16 protein-coding genes are annotated in these 20352 nt (G+C 71.8%); 8 read left to right on the plus strand and 8 right to left on the minus strand.

The genetic code is table 11. The features are described from left to right. The first annotated feature begins 48 nt into the window (after positions 1-48). Both AFM16_RS14405 and AFM16_RS14410 read left to right on the plus strand, forming a co-directional pair. A complete protein-coding gene (locus tag AFM16_RS14405; RefSeq protein ID WP_030779814.1) occupies positions 49-966 on the plus strand; it encodes a sugar phosphate isomerase/epimerase family protein in 918 nt (305 codons plus the stop codon). Between the two features lie 343 nt (positions 967-1309). Beyond that, positions 1310-1510 (plus strand): helix-turn-helix transcriptional regulator, encoded by a 201-nt coding sequence (locus AFM16_RS14410; protein ID WP_030779816.1) that lies wholly within the window; start codon positions 1310-1312, stop codon positions 1508-1510. Positions 1511-1579: 69 nt separating this feature from the next. Here the strand turns inward: AFM16_RS14410 and AFM16_RS14415 are convergent, their stop codons facing one another. Together AFM16_RS14415 and AFM16_RS14420 are read right to left on the minus strand one after the other, a co-directional pair. Continuing rightward, positions 1580-2623 carry a zinc-dependent alcohol dehydrogenase family protein gene (locus AFM16_RS14415; RefSeq protein WP_078633550.1) on the minus strand — a complete coding sequence of 348 codons (1044 nt, stop codon included), beginning with the start codon at positions 2621-2623 and terminating at the stop codon, positions 1580-1582. Positions 2624-2688: 65 nt separating this feature from the next. Then, complete coding sequence (locus AFM16_RS14420; protein ID WP_078633551.1) at positions 2689-4965, minus strand: MMPL family transporter; 2277 nt, start codon at positions 4963-4965, stop codon at positions 2689-2691. A 129-nt stretch (positions 4966-5094) separates the two neighbouring features. Here AFM16_RS14420 and AFM16_RS14425 point away from each other — a divergent pair, with 129 nt between their 5' ends. The 3 genes from AFM16_RS14425 to AFM16_RS14435 all read left to right on the plus strand — a co-directional run bounded on the left by AFM16_RS14425 (position 5095) and on the right by AFM16_RS14435 (position 8495). After that, entirely contained in the window at positions 5095-5760 is a 666-nt protein-coding gene (locus AFM16_RS14425) for a TetR/AcrR family transcriptional regulator (RefSeq protein ID WP_078633552.1), read from the plus strand. Between the two features lie 74 nt (positions 5761-5834). Continuing rightward, positions 5835-6074 carry a heavy-metal-associated domain-containing protein gene (locus AFM16_RS14430; protein ID WP_078633553.1) on the plus strand — a complete coding sequence of 80 codons (240 nt, stop codon included), beginning with the start codon at positions 5835-5837 and terminating at the stop codon, positions 6072-6074. A gap of 156 nt (positions 6075-6230) precedes the next feature. Continuing rightward, entirely contained in the window at positions 6231-8495 is a 2265-nt protein-coding gene (locus AFM16_RS14435; protein WP_078633554.1) for a heavy metal translocating P-type ATPase, read from the plus strand. Positions 8496-9144: 649 nt separating this feature from the next. Here the strand turns inward: AFM16_RS14435 and AFM16_RS14440 are convergent. From AFM16_RS14440 to AFM16_RS14450, 3 genes are all read right to left on the minus strand, one after another. Next, positions 9145-10443, minus strand: coding sequence for a citrate synthase (locus AFM16_RS14440; protein WP_030779833.1), 1299 nt, complete (start codon positions 10441-10443; stop codon positions 9145-9147). A 230-nt stretch (positions 10444-10673) separates the two neighbouring features. Next, a complete protein-coding gene (gene recD2 / locus AFM16_RS14445; protein WP_078633555.1) occupies positions 10674-12989 on the minus strand; it encodes an SF1B family DNA helicase RecD2 in 2316 nt (771 codons plus the stop codon). Between the two features lie 67 nt (positions 12990-13056). Beyond that, a complete protein-coding gene (locus AFM16_RS14450) occupies positions 13057-13380 on the minus strand; it encodes a hypothetical protein (RefSeq protein WP_218670754.1) in 324 nt (107 codons plus the stop codon). 139 nt (positions 13381-13519) lie between these two features. Between AFM16_RS14450 and AFM16_RS14455 the strand changes: the two genes are divergently transcribed. After that, entirely contained in the window at positions 13520-14038 is a 519-nt protein-coding gene (locus tag AFM16_RS14455; RefSeq protein WP_078636950.1) for an NUDIX domain-containing protein, read from the plus strand. 176 nt (positions 14039-14214) lie between these two features. On the opposite strand, the gene AFM16_RS14460 is transcribed toward AFM16_RS14455, so the two are convergent. From AFM16_RS14460 to AFM16_RS14470, 3 genes are all read right to left on the minus strand, one after another. Beyond that, positions 14215-15048 carry a sugar phosphate isomerase/epimerase family protein gene (locus AFM16_RS14460; protein ID WP_078633557.1) on the minus strand — a complete coding sequence of 278 codons (834 nt, stop codon included), beginning with the start codon at positions 15046-15048 and terminating at the stop codon, positions 14215-14217. After that, a complete protein-coding gene (locus tag AFM16_RS14465; protein WP_078633558.1) occupies positions 15045-16220 on the minus strand; it encodes a dihydrodipicolinate synthase family protein in 1176 nt (391 codons plus the stop codon). The genes AFM16_RS14460 and AFM16_RS14465 overlap by 4 nt, the downstream gene beginning before the upstream one ends. A gap of 673 nt (positions 16221-16893) precedes the next feature. Beyond that, positions 16894-18054 carry a Gfo/Idh/MocA family protein gene (locus AFM16_RS14470; RefSeq protein ID WP_078633559.1) on the minus strand — a complete coding sequence of 387 codons (1161 nt, stop codon included), beginning with the start codon at positions 18052-18054 and terminating at the stop codon, positions 16894-16896. Between the two features lie 302 nt (positions 18055-18356). Between AFM16_RS14470 and AFM16_RS14475 the strand changes: the two genes are divergently transcribed. Both AFM16_RS14475 and AFM16_RS14480 read left to right on the plus strand, forming a co-directional pair. Continuing rightward, complete coding sequence (locus tag AFM16_RS14475; RefSeq protein WP_030779853.1) at positions 18357-19403, plus strand: LacI family DNA-binding transcriptional regulator; 1047 nt, start codon at positions 18357-18359, stop codon at positions 19401-19403. Beyond that, positions 19400-20335 carry a S1 RNA-binding domain-containing protein gene (locus tag AFM16_RS14480; RefSeq protein ID WP_245177694.1) on the plus strand — a complete coding sequence of 312 codons (936 nt, stop codon included), beginning with the start codon at positions 19400-19402 and terminating at the stop codon, positions 20333-20335. The genes AFM16_RS14475 and AFM16_RS14480 overlap by 4 nt, the downstream gene beginning before the upstream one ends. Positions 20336-20352 lie beyond the last annotated feature (17 nt).

Here is a 20352-nt window from a genome sequence, read left to right on the forward strand (position 1 = left end):
TCGGACCAGCCCTTGACAGCCCTTCGGAGAGACCGCACGCTGACGGCCATGACGCCGTTGTCACCTCATTCCTCACTTTCCCGCATCCGGATCGGATCGGCCCCGGACAGCTGGGGCGTCTGGTTCCCGGACGACCCCGCCCAGGTGCCCTGGTCGCGTTTCCTCGACGAGGTCGCGCAGTCCGGCTACGAGTGGATCGAGCTGGGCCCCTACGGGTACCTGCCGACCGACCCCGCACTCCTCACCGAGGAGACGGCCAGGCGCGGCCTGAAGGTGTCGGCCGGCACCGTCTTCACCGGGCTCCACCACGGCGAGGCGGTCTGGGACAGGACCTGGGCGCATGTCGCGGACAACGCGGCGCTCGCCCAGGCGATGGGCGCGCGGCACCTGGTCGTCATCCCGTCCTTCTGGCGGGACGACAAGACCGGCGAGGTGCTGGAACCCGACACCCTCACGCCCGAGCAGTGGCGCAACCTCACCACGCTGACCGAGCGGCTGGGCAGGGAGGTGCGGGAGCGGTACGGGCTGAAGATCGTCGTGCACCCGCACGCCGACACCCACATCGACAGCGAGGAGAACGTCGCCCGCTTCCTCGACGGCACCGACTCCGACCTCGTGTCGCTGTGCCTGGACACCGGGCACTACGCCTACTGCGGCGGCGACAGCGTGAAGCTGATCGAGACGTACGGGGAGCGCATCGGATACCTGCACCTCAAGCAGGTGGACCCGGAGATCCTGGCCGACGTGCGGGCCAAGGGCACGCCGTTCGGACCGGCGGTGGCGCAGGGCGTGATGTGCGAGCCGCCGCGCGGGGTGCCGGAGCTGGGGCCGGTGCTGGATGCCGCGCAGCGGTTGGGGGTGGAGTTGTTCGCGATCGTGGAGCAGGACATGTATCCGTGCGAGCCGGACGCGCCGTTGCCCATTGCTCGGCGGACTCGGGCGTTTCTGCGGTCCTGCGGGGCGTAGTCCTCCGGGAGCGGGACAGGGGTGGGGGGTGCCTGTCGGGTGCCGGGTGCGGGTTGTTCGTGGCTGGTCGCGCAGTTTCCCGCGCCCCTTCGGGGGGGTGCTGTGGCCGCTTGTCAAAGGGGCTCGCTTGGGGGCGTTTGTGTCACTTGCGTCACGAAAGCTCGCTTTCTGTCACCGATGTCTCGGCTACGCGGGTCCTCCGCCACGTGCCGTCAACAGGCGCTTCCGGAGGGTCACCACCCGTCGTTCACCGGGCACAGCCCAGGTGATCGCCAGCGCAGCGCCGGGCTCCCCCGGGCGGCCTCCCGGCCGCCGCCCCCGCGCGCGCAGGGAGGTGCGCCTCATGACCGACCGAAGGCTCTGGTCCTACAAGGAGATCGCGGCCCACATCAGGGTGCAGCCGGACACCGTACGGTCCTACCGCAAGCACGGGCTGCTGCCGCCGCCCGACCATGTCGAGGGCGGCAAGCCCTACTGGTACGCCGACACCGTCCGCGCCTGGGTCGCCTCCCGACCGGGCAACCGGGGTCGCCGGCTGGAGTGACCGGGCGGTGCCCCGAGGGGAGGGCCCATGCCGAGCGCGGCGTGGGCCCTCCCCTTCCGCTTTCCCCGCTCAGCTCCAGGGCTCGATGACGGTCACTCCGGCGCCCGGCGCCGTCCCCATCGCCGCCAGTGCCTCCGGTACGGCGTCCAGGGTGATCGTCGAGGTCACCAGCAGGTCGGGGCGGAGCACCCCGGAGCGGACCGCCTCCAGCATCGCCGGGTAGGTGTGCGCGGCCATGCCGTGACTGCCCAGGATCTCCAGTTCCAGGGCGACGACGCGGGCCATCGGGACGGCGGTCGTGCCGTCGGCCGAGGGCAGCAGGCCCACCTGGACGTGCCGGCCCCGGCGGCGCAGGCCGTTCACCGAGGCGGCGCAGGTGGCCGGGGAGCCGAGGGCGTCGAGCGAGAGATGCGCGCCGCCGCCGGTCAGCTCACGCACCGCCGCCGCCGTGTCCGGCACGGTCCCGGCGTCCACGCACTCCGCCGCGCCGAACCTCCGGGCCAGGTCGAGGGCGCGCGGGGAGACGTCCACGGCGATCACCCGCGCCCCGCTCGCCGCCGCGATCATCACCGCGGACAGGCCCACCCCGCCGCAGCCGTGCACCGCGACCCACTCCCCCGCCGCGACCCGGCCCTGCCGTACGACCGCCCGGAACGCGGTGGCGAACCGGCAGCCCAGGGAGGCGGCGGTGGCGCTGGAGAGGTCCTCGGGGACGGCCACCAGATTGACGTCGGCGTGGTCCAGGGCGACGAACTGGGCGAAGGAGCCCCAGTGGGTGAACCCGGGCTGGGTCTGGCGCTCGCACACCTGGTGGTCGCCGGCCGCGCAGGACGGGCAGCTTCCGCAGCCGCAGACGAAGGGGACGGTGACCCGGTCGCCGACTCGCCAGCCGGTGACGGCCGGGCCCGCCTCCTCGACGACCCCGGCGAGTTCATGCCCGGGGACGTGCGGGAGGGCGATGTCCGGGTCGTGGCCCATCCAGCCGTGCCAGTCGCTGCGGCACAGGCCGGTCGCCTCGACCCGGACGACCACTCCGTGGGGAGCGGGCCGGGGGTCGGGGACCTCCCGCACCTCGGCCGGCTCGCCGTACCGCTCGAAGACCACTACCCGCATCCACGGCTCCTTCTCGGCCCGCCCGAGGCGGCTCTGTCCTCCCGCCCCGGAGATCACCGAGCACGCTAACCGCGCGTGGTGGCCTTGTCCCGTGTCTCCTCGGTCTCCCCCACTTCCTCGCGGGGCTCTTCGCCGGATATCTCCTCGGCCGGGGCCGTCGGGCCGCCCTCGCTCACGCCGAACCGGTCGTGGAAGCGGCGCAGGGGGGCCGGGGCCCACCAGGTGGCGCGGCCGGTGAGGCGCATGATCGCCGGGACCAGGAGGCTGCGGACCACCATCGCGTCCATCACGACCGCCAGGGCGATGCCCAGGCCGAGCATCTTGGTGTTGGTGACCCGGGAGGTGCCGATCGCGACCATCACCACGGCCAGGATGACCGCCGCCGCCGTGATCAGACCGCCGGTGCGGGTCAGGCCGAGCCGGACCGCGCGGTCGTGGTCGCCGGTGCGGTCGTACTCCTCCTTGATGCGGGAGAGCAGGAACACGCCGTAGTCCATGGAGAGACCGAAGGCGACGCAGAACATCAGCACCGGCAGGGTGGTCTCGATGGAACCGGGGCTGGTGAAGCCGAGCAGGCCGGAGAGATGGCCGTCCTGGAAGACCCAGACCACCGCGCCGAACATCGCCGTCAGGCTGAGGGCGTTGAGCAGCACCGCCTGGAGCGGGACGAGCACGCTGCCGGTGAGGAGGAAGACCAGGAGCAGGGTGACGATCGCGATGAAGGCCAGTGCCCAGGGCAGTTGGGCGCCGATGGCGTGCTTGGAGTCGACCAGGACGGCCGCCGTGCCGGTCACCTTGGTGTCGAACGGGGCCTTCGTGGCGCGCAGGTCGCCGACCAGGCTCTGCGCCGCCTCGTCCACCGACTCGCCGTCGGGCAGGACCGTGAAGTACGCCTTGTCGCCGTTGACCAGCGGGCCGTCGACCCGGACCACCTCGGGGAGCGCCGCGATCCGCTGCTTGTAGTCCGCGTACTGGGCCGGAGTGGCGCTGCCCTCGGCCAGGATCTCCAGACCGCCGCCCGGACTGCCCGGGAAGCCGTCCCTGATGTGCTGCTGGACGACATGGGACTCGGCGGAGGAGGGGAGCTGGCGGTCGTCCGCGGTGCCGAACTTCACGCCCAGGAAGGGCAGTCCGAGCAGGACGAGGACGGCCGTGGTGCCGAGGGCGAAGAAGGGGGCCCGGCGCATGACCAGGTCCGCGGTGCGGCCCCAGCCCTTGCCGCCCTCCTCGGGGGCCGAGGCCGTGGTGGCGTCCGGCGTCTCGGCGCGGTTTCTGCGGAAGGCACGCCGCAGGTCGAGCGCGTTGACCCGGTCGCCGAGCAGGACGAGGGCCGCCGGGAGCAGGATCAGGGCGGCCGCGGCGGCCAGCAGGACCACCGCCATGCCCGCGTAGGCGAAGGAGCGCAGGAAGTACTGGGGGAAGACGAGCATCGCGGCGAGCGACACCGCGACCGTGAGCGCGGAGAACAGCACCGTGCGGCCGGCGGTGCGCAGGGTGGTGCCGATGGCGGTCCGCGAGTCGGCGCCGGCGGCAAGTTCCTCGCGGAAGCGGCGGACGATGAACAGCGCGTAGTCGACGGCGAGGCCGAGGCCCAGTGCCGTGGTGAGGTTCATCGCGAAGACGGACACGTCGGTGAAGGCCGTCAGACCGCTGAGGATGGCGTTGGTGCCGAGGATGGCGACGATGCCGATGCCCAGCGGCAGCAGGGCGGCGACCGCGCTGCCGAAGACCATCACCAGCAGGATCAGCGTGATCGGCAGGGCGATCAGCTCGGCGCGGACCAGATCCTCCTGGATGGTGGTCTGCATCTCGTGCCGCACGGCGACGATGCCGCCGATCTTCACCTCCACCGGGCCGTGCGCCCCGCGGTAGGAGGGGGCGATGCGGTCGAGGGTCTCGCCCATCGCCTTCTCGTCGCCGGTGATCCGGGCCGCTATCAGCGCCTCGTGACCGTCGGTGGCGCGCAGGGCGGGGGCCGCGGCGGGATCGGCCCGCCAGTAGGAGCCGACGCCGACGACACCGGGCTCGGCGGCGAGCCGCTCGGTCAGCCGGTTCGCCTCGGCCGCCACCGCGGGGTCGTCCACCGAGGCGCCGCCCGCGCCGACCAGCAGCACGAGGTTGGGCTGGGAGTCGGGGAACGCCCGCTCCAGGGCCCGGGTCGCGTACGTCGACTCGGCGTCGGGGTCCTCCCAGCCGCCGCTGCCGAGCCGGTCGGCGACACCGCTGCCGGCCAGCACCGCGAGGGCGGTGAGCACCAGGGCGGCGAGCAGCGACAGCCTCGGCCGGGCGGTCACGAAGCGGGTCCAGCCCCCGACACGGGGTGTGCGGTTGACTTCGGTCATCGTGCGGTGTCCCCTTCACCTGGCACCATTAACTGAAAACACGAGGGATCGCTCGCATTTCCGTCCGGGACCAGAATGCGAGCGACCGCTCGCGTTTGTCAATGACGTTCGGAGAGCTGGGGATAACTCGTGCCCGACAACCCGCAGAAGGAACAGCCACGCCGCCGCCAGGCGCGGGGAGAGCGCCGTATCGCACAACTGCTCGAAGCCGCGGCCAGTGTCTTCTGCTCGACCGGATACACCGCCGCCAGCACCAACGCCATCGCCCGCGAGGCCGGCGTCTCACCGGGCACGCTCTACCAGTTCTTCCCGAACAAGGAAGCCATCGCGATCGAGCTGGGCGACCGGCTGATGCACGAGATGCGCGAGACCTACGGCGAGGCGCTCGCCCCCGTCGACCCCGCGACACCACTGGAGACCGCGGTCGGCGCGGCGATCGACCGGTTCATCGCCTTCAACTGCGACCATCCGGTGTTCTTCGCCCTGATGCACGGCCCCGACATCCCCGGCCGCATGGCCGAGGAGCACGACGCGCTGCACGCCACGCTGCTCTCCCGGATCCAGGACCTGCTCTCCTCGTTCCTGCCCGACGCGCCCGACGCCGAGCTGACCCGGACCGCGCAGATGTGCCTCGGCGTCTACAAGGCGGGCCTCGAACTGATCCTGGGACACGAGGGCGCCGAACGCGACGCGTATGTGCGGGAGCTGAAGGCCGTGCTCATCCGCTACCTGGAGCCGCTGGTGGGCGACCGCCTCGGGATCGCCCCTGGCGCCACCGCCGGGAATACCCCCTAGGGGTATAGTGTTGTGGAGAGCGGGAGCCCCTCGCGGGCCCCGACGGCCCCACCTGCCTCCACGAGGAGAACGACATGACCGCTCAAACCGACACCCCGGGAACCGTCACCGCCGTCTACAAGGTGACCGGCATGAGCTGTGGCCACTGCGAGGGCGCGGTCTCCGGTGAGATCTCCGAGCTGCCCGGCGTCAGCTCGGTCAAGGCCGTGGCCTCCACCGGCGAGGTCACCGTCGTCTCCGCCACCGAACTGGACGAGGCCGCCGTGCGCGCCGCCGTCGACGAGGCCGGCTTCGAGCTGGTCGGCCGGGCCTGAGGCAGCCGCCGCGAGCCGCCCAGCCCGCGCCACGCCGAGGCGACCGCCCCCGAGGCGACCCCGAGCACACCCCGAGCACACCCCGAGGCATCCACCGGGCCGTACCGACCAGCTCATACTGGATCCGTGCGGCCCGGTCCGTTTCCTGGAGTACGCATGACCAGCACCGCCGGCGCCACCACCGCCGCCGAGACCCCGATAGCCGACCCCGCCGCCGAGGTGGAGCTGCTGATCGGCGGGATGACCTGCGCCTCCTGCGCGGCCCGCGTCGAGAAGAAGCTCAACCGCATGGAGGGCGTCACCGCCACGGTCAACTACGCCACGGAGAAGGCCCGGGTCAGCTACCCCGCCGGCGTCGAGGTCGCCGACCTGATCGCGACCGTGGTCAAGACCGGCTACACGGCCGAGGAACCCGCGCCCGAGCCCACCCCGGCGGACACCGGCACCGACTCCGGCGTGGAGGCCCCCCGGGACCCCGAACTGGCCGCCCTGCGCCACCGGCTCCTGATCTCGGCCCTGCTCGCCGTACCGGTCGTACTGCTCGCGATGGTGCCCTCCCTCCAGTTCGACAACTGGCAGTGGCTCTCGCTGACGCTCGCCGCGCCCGTGGTCGTCTGGGGCGGCGCCCCGCTGCACCGGGCCGCGTGGACGAACCTGCGGCACGGCGCCGCCACCATGGACACCCTGGTCTCGGTGGGCACGCTGGCCGCGCTCGGCTGGTCGCTGTGGGCGCTGTTCTTCGGCGACGCCGGGATGCCCGGCATGCGGCACCCCTTCGAACTCACCGTCTCCCGCACCGACGGCTCCTCCGCGATCTATCTGGAGGTCGCCGCGGGCGTCACCGTCTTCATCCTGCTCGGCCGCTACCTGGAGGCCCGCTCCAAGCGGCGCGCCGGAGCCGCTCTGCGGGCCCTGATGGAGATGGGCGCCAAGGACGTCGCCGTCCTGCGGGACGGGCGCGAGACACGGATCCCGGTCGACCGGCTGGCGGTCGGGGACCGGTTCGTCGTACGGCCCGGGGAGAAGGTGGCCACCGACGGGACGGTGGTCGAGGGCGTGTCGGCGGTGGACGCGTCGATGCTCACCGGCGAGTCCGTGCCGGTGGACGTCGGGCCCGGCGACACCGTCACCGGCGCGACCGTCAACGCGGGCGGGCGGCTGGTCGTCGAGGCCACCCGGATCGGCGCCGACACCCGGCTCGCCCGGATGGCCCGGCTGGTGGAGGACGCGCAGAACGGCAAGGCGCAGGTGCAGCGGCTGGCCGACAGGATCTCCGGGATCTTCGTCCCGGTGGTGCTGCTGATCGCGACCGCCACCTTCGGCGGCTGGCTCGGCGCGACCGGGGACACGGCCGCCGCGTTCACCGCCGCCGTCGCCGTGCTGATCATCGCCTGCCCCTGCGCCCTGGGGCTCGCCACGCCCACCGCGCTGATGGTCGGCACCGGCCGCGGCGCCCAGCTCGGCATCCTCATCAAGGGCCCCGAGGTCCTGGAGTCCACCCGGCGCGTCGACACGGTCGTCCTGGACAAGACCGGCACCGTCACCACCGGCCGGATGACCCTCCAGACGGTGTACGCCGCCGAGGGCACCGACGAGCGGGAGCTGCTGCGGCTCGCGGGCGCCCTGGAGCACGCCTCCGAACACCCGGTGGCACAGGCGGTGGCCGCGGCCGCCGTGGAGAACGGTCCGCTGCCGGCGGCCGAGCACTTCGAGAACGTGCCCGGACGCGGCGTGCGCGGACGCGTCGAGGGACACGAGGTCGCCGTGGGGCGCCTCTTCGACAGCCTCCCGGCCGAGCTGGCCCGCGCCCGCGACGAGGCCGAGCGGGACGGTCGTACGGCCGTCGTCGTCGGGTGGGACGGCGAGGCGCGCGGGGTGCTCGCGGTCGCCGACGCGGTCAAGGAGACCAGCCCCGAGGCGGTGCGCGCCCTGCGTGCGCTGGGGCTCACGCCGGTGCTGCTGACCGGGGACAACCGGGCCGTCGCGGAGTCGGTGGCCCGGGCCGTGGGCATCGACGAGGTGATCGCCGAGGTGCTGCCCGAGGACAAGGTCGCCGAGGTCCGGCGGCTCCAGGGCGAGGGCCGGGTGGTCGCGATGGTCGGCGACGGCGTGAACGACGCGGCCGCGCTGGCCGCCGCCGATCTGGGGCTCGCGATGGGCACCGGGACGGACGCGGCGATCGAGGCGAGCGATCTGACGCTGGTGCGCGGGGATCTGCGGGTGGCCGCGGACGCCATCCGGCTGTCGCGGCGGACGCTGGCGACGATCAAGGGCAATCTGGTCTGGGCGTTCGGATACAACGTGGCCGCGCTGCCGCTGGCCGCGGCCGGACTGCTCAACCCGATGATCGCGGGCGCGACGATGGCGTTCTCGTCGGTGTTCGTGGTGACCAACAGTCTGCGGCTGCGGTCCTTCCGGTAACAGTCCGGTAAGGGGGGACGTTTACGTCAGACCCCCTGGAGTCCAGCGCGAGCCTCACATAAGCTCTTCACAAGGCTCGCGCATCTTCCTTACGCTTGGGCCTCGATCGCTGTATTTGGGCCCTTGCGCATCTATCGGACATATGCAAGAGACACAGATCACAGTGATGGGAACGTAACCACCGAAGGGGTTCGACGGTCTAAGTTGACGATGTCGGAAAGCGTCTTGGGGGGCGCAGACCGGCATCTGGGGATGTCTTGGGGGACTTCCTCAGAGATGCGTTGCCGGGGCACGCACACCGGGAAGCTTTGAGCGGCCCTCCCAGCGTGCGCTGTCCCGGCAGATCGCACCTTCGGTGGACAACCGCATATGGACACAGCGAATTCAGGCGCTGGTCTCATGAACGCCCGGCCGGATCCCGTGGGGGGAATCCGCACCGGGACATGGGAAGGCGCCCTGGTCGTCGGCCCGTGGGGGGACTGACGTCAGGGCGCCTTCCGTATGTCCGGACCTGGCTGAGACAGCCCTGTCCGGGCGGGTCGATCCGCTCGGACAGGGCTGCGTTCATGGGCCGACGGGGCCGACAGGCGGGGGCACCGGCGCGCTGCGGGCGCCCCTCGCGGTCAGCGGTGTCGGCGGTACCGGCGGGTCAGCGCGCCTCGACCGGCACGAAGTCGCGCTCGACGACGCCGGTGTAGATCTGGCGCGGACGGCCGATGCGGGAGCCGGGCTCCTTGATCATCTCGTGCCACTGGGCGATCCAGCCCGGCAGCCGGCCGAGGGCGAAGAGGACCGTGAACATCTCGGTCGGGAAGCCCATGGCCCGGTAGATCAGACCGGTGTAGAAGTCGACGTTCGGGTAGAGGTTGCGCGAGACGAAGTACTCGTCGGAGAGCGCGTGCTCCTCCAGCTTCAGCGCGATGTCCAGCAGCTCGTCGGACTTGCCGAGGGCGGACAGCACGTCGTGCGCGGCGGCCTTGATGATCTTGGCGCGCGGGTCGAAGGACTTGTACACCCGGTGGCCGAAGCCCATCAGGCGGACGCCGTCCTCCTTGTTCTTCACCTTGCGGATGAAGGAGTCCACGTCGCCGCCGCTCGCCTGGATGCCTTCCAGCATCTCCAGGACGGACTGGTTGGCGCCGCCGTGCAGCGGGCCCCACAGGGCGTTGATGCCGGCCGAGATCGACGCGAACATGTTGGCCTGCGAGGAGCCGACCAGACGGACCGTGGAGGTCGAACAGTTCTGCTCGTGGTCCGCGTGCAGGATGAGCAGCTTGTCCAGCGCCGAGACGACGACCGGGTCGAGCTCGTACTCCTGGGCGGGGACCGAGAAGGTCATGCGCAGGAAGTTCTCGACGTACCCGAGGTCGTTGCGCGGGTAGACGAACGGGTGACCGATCGACTTCTTGTACGCGTACGCGGCGATCGTCGGGAGCTTGGCGAGCAGCCGGATCGTCGAGAGGTTGCGCTGCTTCTCGTCGAACGGGTTGTGGCTGTCCTGGTAGAAGGTGGACAGCGCCGAGACCACCGAGGACAGCATGGCCATCGGGTGGGCGTCACGCGGGAAGCCCCGGTAGAAGTTCTTGACGTCCTCGTGCAGCAGGGTGTGCTGCGTGATGTCGTTCTTGAAGACGCTCAGCTCGTCGACCGTCGGCAGCTCGCCGTTGATCAGCAGGTAGGCGACCTCGAGGAAGGTCGACCGCTCCGCGAGCTGCTCGATCGGGTAGCCGCGGTACCGGAGGATGCCCTGCTCGCCGTCAAGGTAGGTGATGGCGGATTTATAGGCGGCGGTGTTGCCGTAGCCGCTGTCCAGGGTCACCAGACCGGTCTGCGCGCGGAGCTTCCCGATGTCGAAGCCCTTGTCGCCGACGGTGCTGTCGATCACCGGGTAGGTGTACTCGCCGTCGCCGTACCGCAGTACTACAGCATTGTTGGTGTGCTCGCTCACGTCATCCCTCACCGACGTTGTGCCTCTTCTTCGAGGTTGCCCTGACTGTCTCTACCATCCCCCATTTGGCGCAGGAGAGTGCACTCGGGGTCGACCATTGGGCGTATCGGCGGCACTGAGTGCCGCCAACTTTCTCATCCTGCCGCCTTCGCCCCCCTTGCGGAAGTGCTCTGTGACCCACGTGACTCATTTGATCGATCATTTCCTGTCCAGCGGTCACCGATGACCGGTCAGCGGTCATCGAAGGGGTCCTCCGCCGGGCCCTCCGCGCGCTCTCCGGGGCGGGCTCCGCCGGCCCCCGCGGCCAGCCGGAAGGCCAGGGACGTGCAGCGGCGGCCCGCCGAGACCGTGCGCACCGCCTGGCCGATCGCCTTGCGCGAGCCGACGAGCACGACGAGCTTCTTGGCGCGGGTGACGGCCGTATACAGAAGGTTCCGCTGAAGCATCATCCATGCTCCCGTGGTGACGGGGATCACCACGGCGGGATATTCACTCCCCTGTGAACGGTGGATCGTCACCGCGTACGCATGGGCCAGTTCGTCCAGTTCGTCGAAGTCGTACGGGACTTCCTCGTCCTCGTCGGTCAGTACGGTGAGGCGCTGGTCGACCGGGTCGAGCGCGGTGACCACGCCCACGGTGCCGTTGAAGACGCCGTTCTTCCCCTTCTCGTAGTTGTTGCGGATCTGGGTGACCTTGTCGCCGACGCGGAAGACCCGGCCGCCGAACCGCTTCTCGGGCAGGTCGGGGCGGCCCGGGGTGATGGCCTGCTGGAGCAGCCCGTTGAGGGTGCCGGCGCCGGCCGGGCCGCGGTGCATGGGGGCGAGCACCTGGACGTCCCGGCGCGGGTCGAGCCCGAACCGGGCGGGGATACGGCGGGCCGCCACGTCCACGGTGAGCCGCCCGGCGTCCTCCGTCTCGTCCTCGACGAAGAGGAAGAAGTCCTTCATGCCGTCGGTGACCGGGTGCTGTCCGGCGTTGATCCGGTGCGCGTTCGTCACCACGCCGGACTGCTGGGCCTGGCGGAACACGCGCGTGAGGCGGACCGCGGGCACCGGGCCGCCGTCGGCCAGCAGATCGCGCAGCACCTCGCCCGCGCCGACGCTGGGGAGCTGGTCGACGTCCCCCACGAAGAGCAGGTGCGCGCCGGGCGGTACGGCCTTGACCAGCTTGTTGGCGAGCAGCAGGTCCAGCATCGACGCCTCGTCGACCACCACCAGGTCGGCGTCGAGCGGGCGGTCCCGGTCGTAGGCGGCGTCACCGCCGGGCTTCAGCTCCAGGAGGCGGTGGACGGTGGACGCCTCGGCGCCGGTCAGCTCGGCCAGGCGCTTGGCGGCGCGGCCGGTGGGGGCGGCGAGGACGACCTTGGCCTGCTTGGCGCGGGCCAGCTCCACGATCGAGCGCACGGTGAAGGACTTGCCGCAGCCGGGGCCGCCGGTGAGCACGGCGACCTTCTCGGTCAGCGCCAGCCGGACGGCGGCCTCCTGCTCGGGGGCGAGGTCGGCGCCGGTGCGGTGGCGCAGCCAGCCGAGCGCCTTGTCCCAGGCCACGTCGTGGAAGCCCGGCATGCGGTCCTCGGCGGTGCGCAGCAGGCGCAGGAGCTGGCCGGAGAGGGAGAGTTCGGCGCGGTGGAAGGGGACGAGGTAGATCGCGGTGACCGGCTCGCCGTCCTCCCCCGGGAGCTGTTCGCGTACGACGCCGGGTTCGCCGGAGTCCTCGTCGGGCAGGGCGAGGGCGGCGAGGCACTCGATGACGAGGCCGGTGTCGACCTGGAGGAGCTTGACCGCGTCGGCGATCAGCCGCTCCTCGGGGAGATAGCAGTGCCCCTGGTCGGCGGACTGGGACAGCGCGTACTGGAGGCCGGCCTTGACGCGCTCCGGGCTGTCGTGCGGGATGCCGACGGAGCGGGCGATGCGGTCGGCGGTCAGGAAGCCGATGCCCCAGACGTCGGCGGCGAGCCGGTAGGGCTGGTTCTTCACGACGGAGATGGAGGCGTCGCCGTACTTCTTGTAGATGCGGACGGCGATGGAGGTGGACACCTCGACGGTCTGGAGGAAGAGCATGACCTCCTTGATCGCCTTCTGTTCCTCCCAGGCGTCGGCGATCTTCTTGGTGCGCTTGGGGCCGAGGCCGGGGACCTCGATCAGGCGCTTGGGCTCCTCCTCGATGATCGTGAGGGTGTCGACGCCGAAGTGCTGGGTGATGCGGTCGGCGAAGACCGGCCCGATGCCTTTGACCAGCCCGGACCCCAAGTACCGCCGGATTCCCTGGACGGTGGCCGGCAGGACGGTCGTGTAGTTCTCCACGGTGAACTGCTTGCCGTACTGCGGATGGGAGCCCCAACGCCCCTCCATCCGCAGCGACTCCCCGACCTGCGCGCCGAGCAGCGCGCCCACGACGGTGAGGAGATCGCCGGCGCCCCGGCCGGTGTCGACGCGGGCGACCGTGTAGCCGCTCTCCTCGTTCGCGTACGTGATGCGCTCCAGCACGCCTTCCAGCGTGGCGAGCCGCGGCTCCCCCGGCCGGGAGGCCCCCGCCTGATCGGTCATGATCCGACGGTACCGCCCGGCACCGACAACGCGGTCCGGGCGGCTGTGCCGCCCTGCGGCTGCCGGCTCAGGACTGCTTGATCGTCACGCAGGTGCCGACCACATAGCCGGTGACACCGCTGCGGGTGACCTTCACCCAGCGCTTGCTGACGATGTCGCACTTCTCGTACTCGGCCGAGCCGTAGTACATCGTGCAGGAGGCGGATGCGGTCTGCCCCTTGTTGAGCTGGGCCAGCGCGGTCCCGCCGGTGCTCGTGGTGGAACGGATGATCACGGTCTCCAGAGCCGTGGCCGTACAGCTCGCCGCGGCGGCCGGCGTGGCGACGACAACCATGGCCCCCACGAGCCCACCGGCCCCCACGACGGCACCGAGTACCCGACCTGCGCGCATATCGCTCTCTCCCCTGTTTGTTGGCGCGGGCATGCCACCCGCGACGGACTGGGGCAGCCTAGTACTCCAACTGGCCTGGGCTCCGGACGAGTTGTCGTCGCCCGCAGGCCCGATGCCGCTGAACGGGAGGCGCTTGTCGATGACGCCGGAACCCGTCCCCACCCCCGCCGACCCCGAAGCCTGGAACGCGTATCTCGCCGAGGGGAATGCCACGCAGCCTCGGAAGCGGGTGGCGGCGGATCTGTTGCTGCGGGATGTGGAGGGGCGTGTGCTGTTGGTGAATCCGACCTACAAACCCGGGTGGGATCTTCCCGGTGGCATGGCCGAGGCGAACGAACCGCCGGAGGAGACGGTCGTGCGGGAGCTTCGGGAGGAGTTGGGGCTGGAGGTCGTCGTGCGGGGGCTGTTGGTCGTCGACTGGGTGGCGCCGCACGGGCCCTGGGACGACCAGATCGCGTTTGTGTTCGATGGCGGCACCGTCGATTGGGTGGATCAACTGACGCCTCATGATGACGAGTTGTCCGAGGCGCGGTTCGTGGGGGTCGACGAGGCCGGAGGGCTGGTCCGGGGGCGGATGCGGCGACGGCTTGCTGAGGCGGTGCGGGCTGCTCGGGAGGGGCAGGCGGTGTATCTGCACGACGGGTCGGTGTGCCCGTAGCGGGATACTTCGAGGGGCCCGGTCGCGTGCCGGGCCCCTCGGCGTGCCCCCTCTGTCAGAACCCCCGCGATCCCCCCAGATCCCCCTCCAGAAGTCCTGACGCCATGTACGACACACGGAGGGTGGGGAGGGTTGCACGGGGAGTGCATGATTCTTTTGGGGGTCTGGCGGGCGGTTCAGGGTGTGGTGTGGTGGGTGAAGCGGGCCGCCGTTTCCGCCAGGACCTCTCTGCCGTCCCTTGTCCACAGGGTGTCGTTGAAGAGTTCGACCTCTATCGCGCCCGTGTAGCCCGCCGTCTCGACGTGGGTCTGCCAGGCTCGCAAGTCGATTGCGCCGTCGCCCAGTTGGGCGCGGCCGTTCAGGACGCCTTCGGGGAGGGGGGTTGTCCAGTCGGCGAGTTGGAAGGTGTGGATGCGGCCGGTCGCGCCAGCGCGGGCGATCTCGGCAGGGGCCCGGTCGTCCCACCAGATGTGGTACGTGTCCACGGCCACGCCGACCTGGTGGGCCGGGAAGCGTTCCGCGAGGTCGAGGGCCTGGGTGAGGGTGGAGACCACGCAGCGGTCGGACGCGTACATGGGGTGGAGGGGCTCGATCGCCAGCTTCACTCCGTGCTGTTCGGCTTGGGGGGCCAGGACGGACAGGGCGTCGGCTATGCGTTCCCGGGCGCCGTACAGGTCCTTCGAGCCGGACGGGAGTCCGCCCGAGACGAGGACCAGCGTGTCCGTGCCGAGGGTCGCGGCCTCCTCCACGGCGCGGCGGTTGTCGTCCAGGGCGGCCGCGCGGGCGGTCGGGTCGGTCGCCGTGAGGAAGCCGCCGCGGCAGAGGGTCGTGACGGTCAGGCCCGCCTCGCGGATCAGTTTCGCCGTCGCCTCCACGCCGTACGACTGGACCGGCTCGCGCCACAGGCCGACGTTCAGCACTCCCAACTGAGCGCATGCTTCCGCCAGTTCGGGGAGGGAGAGTTGTTTGACCGTCATCTGGTTGATGGAGAAGCGGTTCAGGGATGTCACTGCGGCACTCCGTGCAGGGTCAGGAGGTTGCGCATGCGTGCCTCGGCGAGGGCGGGGTCCGGGAACAGGCCGAGGGCGTCGGCCAGTTCGTAGGCGCGGGCCAGGTGCGGGAGGGAGCGGGCCGACTGGAGGCCGGCGACCATCGTGAAGTGCGACTGGTGGCCCGCCAGCCAGGCCAGGAACACGACGCCCGTCTTGTAGTAGCGGGTGGGGGCCTGGAAAAGGTGCCGGGAGAGGGGGACCGTCGGGTCCAGGAGGCGTCGGAAGCCGGACGTGTCGCCTGTGTCCAGGAGACGGACCGCCTCCGCCGCCAGAGGGCCCAGCGGGTCGAAGATGCCGAGCAGCGCGTGGCTGAAGCCCTTCGCGTCGCCCGCGATCAGCTCGGGGTAGTGGAAGTCGTCGCCGGTGTAGCAGCGGACGCCCTGCGGGAGCCGTCGCCGCAGTTCGATCTCGCGTCCGGCGTCCAGGAGGGAGACCTTGATGCCGTCGACCTTGTCGGGGTGGGCCGCGATCACATCGAGGAAGACTTCCGTGGCCGCGTCCAGGTCGGACGAACCCCAGTAGCCGTCCAGCGCCGGGTCGAACATCGGGCCCAGCCAGTGCAGGATCACCGGTTCGGCGGACTGGCGCAGGAGGTGGCCGTAGACCTCCAGGTAGTCCTCCGGGCCGGTGGCCGCGGCGGCCAGCGCGCGGGACGCCATCAGGACGGCTTGGGCGCCCGACTCCTCCACGAGCATGAGTTGTTCCTCGTAGGCGGCGCGGACGTCCGCCGTGGTGACGGTCGTGTCCTTCGCGGTGAGTTGATCCGTGCCCACGCCGCAGGCGATCCGGCCGCCGACCGCCCTGGCCTCGGCGGCGCTGCGGCGGATCAGTTCGGCCGCGCCCGCCCAGTCCAGGCCCATGCCGCGCTGGGCGGTGTCCATCGCCTCGGCGACGCCGAGCCCGTGGGACCACAGATGGCGACGGAAGGCGAGGGTGGCGTCCCAGTCGACGGCGGCGGGCGAGTCGGGGGTGACGTCGGCGAACGGGTCGGCCACGACATGCGCCGCCGAGAAGACCGTACGGGAGGTGAGGGGGGCGGTGCGGGCGGTGGAGGCGGTGGGGACGAAGGGTTCGGCGCGGGGTTCGTGGGTGCGCAGGGTGCCGTCGGGGGCGGGGAGCCGGATGGTCACGGGGAGACCTCCGGGGCGGTGGGGGGAGGGGTGGTCACGGCGGGACCTGCGCCGGCGTCGAGGTGAGGGGGCGGCGCGGGGAGACCCCCGTCGGTGCCGAGGTGCGGGGGCGGCACGGGGAGACCCCCGTCGGTGCCGAGGTGCGGGGGCGGCACGGGGAGACCCCCGTCGGTACCGAGGTGCGGAGGCGGCGCAGGGAGACCCCCGTCGGCGCCGAAGCCCGGGCGCGGCAAGGCAAGAGCCCCATCGGCTACGAGATGCAGGGCCGCCACAGCAAGACCTCCTCCGGCTCCCAGACACAAGGCCGCCACAGCGACACCCCCTCCGGCCCCGGGACGCGGGATCGCCGCGGCGCGACCCCCGTCGGCGCCGAAGCCCGGGCGCGGCACGGCGAGCGCCCCGTCGGCTACGAGATGCCGGGCCGCCACAGCGACACCCCCTCCGGCCTCGGGACGCGGGATCGCCGCAGCGCGACCCCCGCCGGCGCCGAAGCCCCGGCGCGGCACGGCGAGAGCCCCGTCGGCGCCAAAGCGCGGGCGCGGCACGGCAGGACCCCCGTCGGTCTCGGAGAGCGGGGGCGTCGCCGTCCGACCCGTATCGGCACCAGGACGCACGGGCACCGCAGTCGACCCCACAGCCGACCCCCCGCCCCCTCCCTGCGAAAACACCCGCGTCACAGTGTCACCTCCGGGACGGCGACGCGGCGGCCCTCTGCCGACGACTTCAGTCCCAGTTCGGCGAGTTGGACGCCTCGGGCGCCCGCCAGGAGGTCCCAGTGGTAGGGGGCGTCGGCGTAGACGTGGCGCAGGAACAGTTCCCACTGGGCCTTGAAGCCGTTGTCGTAGACAGCGTTGTCGGGGACCTCCTGCCACTGGTCGCGGAAGGTCTCGGTGGCGGGGACGTCCGGGTTCCAGACCGGCTTGGGGGTGGCGCTGCGGTGCTGGACGCGGCAGTCGCGCAGGCCGGCGACGGCGGAGCCCTCGGTGCCGTCGACCTGGAACTCCACGAGTTCGTCGCGGTGGACGCGGACCGCCCATGAGGAGTTGATCTGGGCGATCGCGCCGCCCTCCAGCTCGAAGACGCCGTACGCGGCGTCGTCGGCGGTGGCGTCGTAGGGCTTGCCGTTCTCGTCCCAGCGCTGCGGGATGTGGGTGGCGGTGAGGGCCTGGACGGAGGTGACCCGGCCGAAGAGTTCGTGCAGCACGTACTCCCAGTGCGGGAACATGTCGACGACGATGCCGCCGCCGTCCTGCGCACGGTAGTTCCAGGACGGACGCTGGGCGCTCTGCCAGTCGCCCTCGAAGACCCAGTAGCCGAACTCGCCGCGCACGGACAGGATCCGGCCGAAGAAGCCGCCGTCGATCAGCCGCTTCAGCTTGAGCAGGCCCGGCAGGAACAGCTTGTCCTGGACGACGCCGTGCCGGATGCCGGCGGCGTCGGCGAGCCGGGCCAGTTCCAGGGCGCCGTCGAGGCCGGTGGCGGTGGGCTTCTCCGTGTAGACGTGCTTGCCGGCGGCGACGGCCTTGCGGATCGCCTCCTCGCGCGCGGAGGTGACCTGGGCGTCGAAGTAGATGCCGACGGACGGGTCGGCGAGCACCGCGTCGAGGTCCGTCGAGACCTGCGTGACGGGGTCCAGGCCGTGCCGTTCCGCCAGCGCGCGCAGGGCGGGTTCGCGGCGGCCGACGAGGACCGGTTCGGGCCACAGCACGGTGCCGTCGCCGAGGTCGAGGCCGCCCTGTTCCCGCAGGGCGAGGACGGAACGGACGAGGTGCTGGCGGTAACCCATGCGCCCGGTCACGCCGTTCATGGCGATACGCACCGTCTTGCGGGTCACGTCGGATCCCTTCGTAGGCGTGGTACGCGGGTCTGCGCGCCGCGTACGCCTTCCTGATCAGCGTCACAGCAAGCGCTTTCTATCCAGGGAGAAGCTAGCCCCTGACCGGCGCCCGGGACAAGACCGTGTCCCGACCGAGTTGTTCGAGGGGGCGAACAACGGGGGCCTGTGGCCGTAAGGTCTGCTCGACACGCACGGAACCGAGACCACGGCCTGCCTGTCTACGTGGACGTACGTGAAGTACGCGGACGTACGTGAGGTACGGGGACGTACGACGAGATGCGCGACCGGAGGACGACGAGATGACGGTGACCCTGGCGGACGTGGCGGCCCGCGCGCAGGTCTCCCCCGCGACGGTGTCGCGCGTGCTGAACGGGAACTACCCGGTCGCGGCGACCACCCGGGAACGGGTGCTGCGGGCCGTGGACGAGCTGGACTACGTGCTCAACGGCCCGGCGAGCGCGCTGGCGGCCGCCACGTCGGACCTGGTGGGCATCCTGGTGAACGACATCGCCGACCCCTTCTTCGGGATCATGGCGAGCGCCATCCAGTCGGAGATCGGCGGCCCCGGGGGGCGTGCGGGCGGGGAACGGCTGGCCGTGGTCTGCAACACCGGCGGCGACCCCGAGCGTGAACTGACCTATCTGACCCTGCTCCAGCGGCAGCGGGCCGCGGCCGTGGTGCTGACCGGCGGGGCCGTGGAGGACGAGCCGCACGCGGCGGCGGCCGCGGCGAAGCTGCGCAAGCTGGGCGAGGCGGGGACGCGGGTGGTGCTGTGCGGGCGGCCGCCGGCGCCGGACACCCGGGCGATCGCGCTGACCTTCGACAACCGGGGCGGCGGGCGGGAGTTGACCGAGCACCTCATCGGGCTCGGCCACCGGCGGCTCGGCTACATCGCGGGCCCCGAGGAGCGGACCACCACCCGGCACCGGCTCGAAGGTCACCGTGCGGCGCTGGCCGCGGCCGGTATCGAGGAGGATCCGCGCTGGACCGTGCACGGGCCCTACGACCGGCGGGCCGGCTACGAGGCCACGCTCGAACTCCTGCGCCGCGACGCCACGTTGACGGCCGTGGTCGCCGCGAACGACTCCGTCGCACTGGGCGCCTGCGCGGCCCTGCGCGACTCCGGGCTGCGCATCCCGGAGGACGTCTCCGTGGCCGGCTTCGACGACCTGCCGTTCAGCATCGACGCGGTGCCCTCGCTGACGACCGTACGGCTCCCCCTCGCGGAGGCGGGCGCCCGGGCGGGGCGGATCGCCATGGGGCGGGAGGAGCCGCCGCCGGGCGGGATCGCGGTGGTGCGGGGGGAGTTGATGGTGCGGGGGTCCTCCGGAGTGCCGCGGGCGTGAGGCGCCGGGTGAGCGAGGGCGACTCCTCGGGGTTTCCGCGGGCGGTGCGGGTCGGGGACGTGGTCGAGGGGGTCGTCGCGAGCGTCGGCCGGTCGGCGCGGGTGACGTTGGACGGGTTTCCCACGCGACCGGTCGGGGAGATCGGGCCGCTGGACACACCGTGGGGGCGGGGCCGGGCGACCGACCTCGCGGTCGGGCAGCGGATCAGGGCGGTGGTCATGACCGTCGGTCCGGACGGGGAGCGGGCGGGCCTGTCCCTGGCCGCCGCCGCGTACCCGGAGCTGTGGGCGTTCCTGAGCGGGCTCCAGCCGGACTGCCGTCTCACCGGGACGGTCGCGTCGATCGAGTCCTACGGCGTCTTCGTGGCGCTGGACGAGGGCCCGGCCCACCCCGTCTTTCCCGGCGTCGGCTTCATCACCTACGCCGAACTGTCCTGGACCCGCTTCGAGTCGGCCTCGGAGGTGGTGCGGGTGGGGCAGCGGGTCACGTGTGTCTTCCTCCAGATCGACACGTGGAACGGCGAGGCGCGGCTGTCCCTGCGGGCGACCCTGCCGGACCCGTTCCTCGCCTTCGCGGACGCGGTCGACGCGGCAGGCGGGGAGGGCCGCGCGGTCACGTTCCGCGGGCGGGTCACGAAGCTGACGCCCATCGGGGTGTTCGTGCGGGTCGCCGACGGGGTGGAGGGGCTGGTGCCGGTCGAGGGGGCGGATGTGTCGGACGAAACGGGTCGCGTCGTCGTGCCGGATCGGGGCGATGTCGTGGTCGGGGGCGAGGGCGATGTCGCGGTCGGGGACGAGGGCGAGGTCGTCGTCGAGAACGAGGCCGATGTCGTCGTCGGGGACCAGGTCCATGTCGTCGTCACTCGGGTCTCGCGGGAAGGGCGGCGGGTGGTGCTCGCGTGGGTGGGGGCGGCGGCGGGTTCGGGTCGGTAGGACTGGCGGGCGGGGCC

Origin of the sequence: Streptomyces antibioticus, from assembly GCF_002019855.1 — a bacterium.
GTDB lineage: Bacteria > Actinomycetota > Actinomycetes > Streptomycetales > Streptomycetaceae > Streptomyces > Streptomyces antibioticus_B.

What these genes read in the sequence shown, in the direction of transcription:
- AFM16_RS14405 (WP_030779814.1), top strand. Translation starts at nt 49, where the DNA reads ATGACGCCGTTGTCACCTCATTCCTCACTTTCCCGCATCCGGATCGGA.
- AFM16_RS14410 (WP_030779816.1), top strand. Translation starts at nt 1,310, where the DNA reads ATGACCGACCGAAGGCTCTGGTCCTACAAGGAGATCGCGGCCCACATC.
- AFM16_RS14415 (WP_078633550.1), bottom strand. Translation starts at nt 2,623, where the DNA reads ATGCGGGTAGTGGTCTTCGAGCGGTACGGCGAGCCGGCCGAGGTGCGG.
- AFM16_RS14420 (WP_078633551.1), bottom strand. Translation starts at nt 4,965, where the DNA reads ATGACCGAAGTCAACCGCACACCCCGTGTCGGGGGCTGGACCCGCTTC.
- AFM16_RS14430 (WP_078633553.1), top strand. Translation starts at nt 5,835, where the DNA reads ATGACCGCTCAAACCGACACCCCGGGAACCGTCACCGCCGTCTACAAG.
- AFM16_RS14435 (WP_078633554.1), top strand. Translation starts at nt 6,231, where the DNA reads ATGACCAGCACCGCCGGCGCCACCACCGCCGCCGAGACCCCGATAGCC.
- recD2 (WP_078633555.1), bottom strand. Translation starts at nt 12,989, where the DNA reads ATGACCGATCAGGCGGGGGCCTCCCGGCCGGGGGAGCCGCGGCTCGCC.
- AFM16_RS14450 (WP_218670754.1), bottom strand. Translation starts at nt 13,380, where the DNA reads ATGCGCGCAGGTCGGGTACTCGGTGCCGTCGTGGGGGCCGGTGGGCTC.
- AFM16_RS14455 (WP_078636950.1), top strand. Translation starts at nt 13,520, where the DNA reads ATGACGCCGGAACCCGTCCCCACCCCCGCCGACCCCGAAGCCTGGAAC.
- AFM16_RS14475 (WP_030779853.1), top strand. Translation starts at nt 18,357, where the DNA reads ATGACGGTGACCCTGGCGGACGTGGCGGCCCGCGCGCAGGTCTCCCCC.